This window comes from Cobetia sp. SIMBA_158, from assembly GCF_046566945.1.
Taxonomy (GTDB): domain Bacteria; phylum Pseudomonadota; class Gammaproteobacteria; order Pseudomonadales; family Halomonadaceae; genus Cobetia; species Cobetia amphilecti.
The window spans coordinates 1-230 of record NZ_JAWJYL010001215.1 but is presented as its reverse complement, the minus strand read 5'-3'; the positions used below and the strand labels follow the sequence as shown (position 1 = coordinate 230).

The 230-nt window shown below is 62.2% G+C and carries 1 protein-coding gene; it reads left to right on the top strand.

Features of this window, described 5'->3' with window-relative positions; genetic code table 11:
• Position 1 precedes the first annotated feature (1 nt).
• A partial coding sequence (locus tag R2R70_RS23590; protein ID WP_410979431.1) for a contractile injection system protein, VgrG/Pvc8 family occupies positions 2 to 230 on the top strand: 229 nt, incomplete at its 3' end.

Below are 230 nucleotides of genomic sequence, written 5' to 3'. Positions count from 1 at the left end.
GTTGGATCTGCGCCGCGAGTATCCGGCACGCAGCTACTGCGTGCAGTATCGCGAGAGCGATTTCCACTTCGTCACTCGCCTGATGGAGCAGGAAGGGCTGTTCTACTCCTTCGAACACGCCTCTGACGACAGCGACTTCAATGGCCACCGCCTCGTCATCACCGATGATGGCGCGACCTGTGCGCCGGTTGAGCCACAGGTGATCCTCTTCCACCGTCCGGCGGCCACCG